At 43.6% G+C, this 1,415-nt stretch carries 2 protein-coding genes; both read right to left on the bottom strand.

Annotation, left to right across the window (positions count from 1 at the left end; all coding sequences use genetic code 11):
- Window positions 1-22: 22 nt before the first annotated feature.
- A complete protein-coding gene (locus KO529_RS08115) occupies window positions 23-1,009 on the bottom strand; it encodes an ISAon1 family transposase (RefSeq protein ID WP_187588636.1) in 987 nt (328 codons plus the stop codon).
- Window positions 990-1,349, bottom strand: a complete 360-nt coding sequence (locus KO529_RS08110) for an ISAon1 family transposase N-terminal region protein (RefSeq protein WP_215947419.1) — start codon at window positions 1,347-1,349, stop codon at window positions 990-992. Before KO529_RS08110 ends, KO529_RS08115 begins: the two co-directional genes overlap by 20 nt.
- Window positions 1,350-1,415 lie beyond the last annotated feature (66 nt).

The raw sequence follows: 1,415 nt of genomic DNA, 5'->3' as shown, positions 1-1,415 counted from the left end.
GGATCAAGAACAATTATTGTGTTTATGCAAATATTGTGGTTAATCTATAAAGGAAGAATTCTACGTTTTTGACTCCTCTGAATTGCGCTCTAAAAGCTTTTATTTTTGCATTGAATGATTCCGCCGATGCATTTGTACTCCTGTTTATAAAATAGTTCAGGATCGACCTATAATTGAGCGATATCGTATTAGCAATAGTATTGAAGGCCCTAAAGCCTGTGTTCTCTACGTCTTTGTACCAATGTGCCAGCTTTGTATATGCTGTTTGTATAGAAGTTGCCGTATTGAATATGTTCCTGAGCCCCTGTACCAGGTCGAAGGCCACCTTTATATCCGGATATTGGGCGAACAATATTTTGCTCCTTTCGGATTGGTTTTGCGTCCAATTGTTGGGCGATTTATAAAGGAGATACCTACTTCTGGCCAAGAGCTGTTTTCTAGTGTCCCCATTGCTAAATTCTTTTGGGACGAATGTCCCGTTCTTTGCCCTTGCTTGCTTTATCTGTTGGTTCTCCCGGTCTATGGCGTCCCACCTATGTTTGATGCGGATGTCCTGAAGGGCCTCCAGTGCCAGCTTCTGTACATGGAACCTGTCCGTTACCTGTATTGCTTTTGGGAAGCATTGTTTGGCGATGGTCTTCATGGAGTTGGCCATATCCAGGGTAATTTCCTTGACCTTGGCCCTTTTTTTGGCCGATATCTTTAGCAGCTGCTCTATGATCGGTCCTACCTTGGTGCCGGAGAATATGGCCACTATGGACCCTTTCCTGCCCTTGGCTTTTTTGTTGGTAATTATGGTGTAGAGCTCCCCCTTGGAGAGTGCCGTTTCGTCAATGGACAGATAAGGTCCTATATTCTCTGGGAATATGAGCCACTCCTTGGCATGTGGTCTCTCCTCCCATTGTTTAAACTCGCTTAAATAATCCCGAAACTGTCGCTGTAGTTTTTTGCCGTTGACCCCATAAAACCCGCCAATGGTATGGCAGTCATTAGCTTTGGTACTGACCAAGTACTTTTAAAAAAGCAGCGAACTCAACGGTCATACGAGTCCCCTGTGCCACTAGATCCCAATCTCTTTGCACGGTCTGGCCAGTGGCCTTGTCCAACCAACGGCGCCGCTTAATGTGAAGAAAGACCGCCTTTCCCCTTAACGGAAAATCCTGGACGACAATCTCTTTGTGAAAACCATGGGCTATTAAAGTGCGATGTTTTTCCTCTTTCGGGGTATCTTTTTTTTCTTCAAAATATAAATGAAGCGCACCCTCTTGCATATTATGGGAGACTAGGTCAAAATGGGTCGTTAATACTTCTGGCAGTATAAACTTTAATAGGTCCAATGATAATTCCAATGCGATCGTTTTTCCGCAAAGATCTTATTCTATTTTCAATTCACACACAACTTTTGGGATTGATCC

The organism is Arenibacter algicola, assembly GCF_018860365.1.
Lineage (GTDB): Bacteria > Bacteroidota > Bacteroidia > Flavobacteriales > Flavobacteriaceae > Arenibacter > Arenibacter algicola_B.
This window is presented reverse-complemented; position numbering and strand designations above follow the sequence as displayed.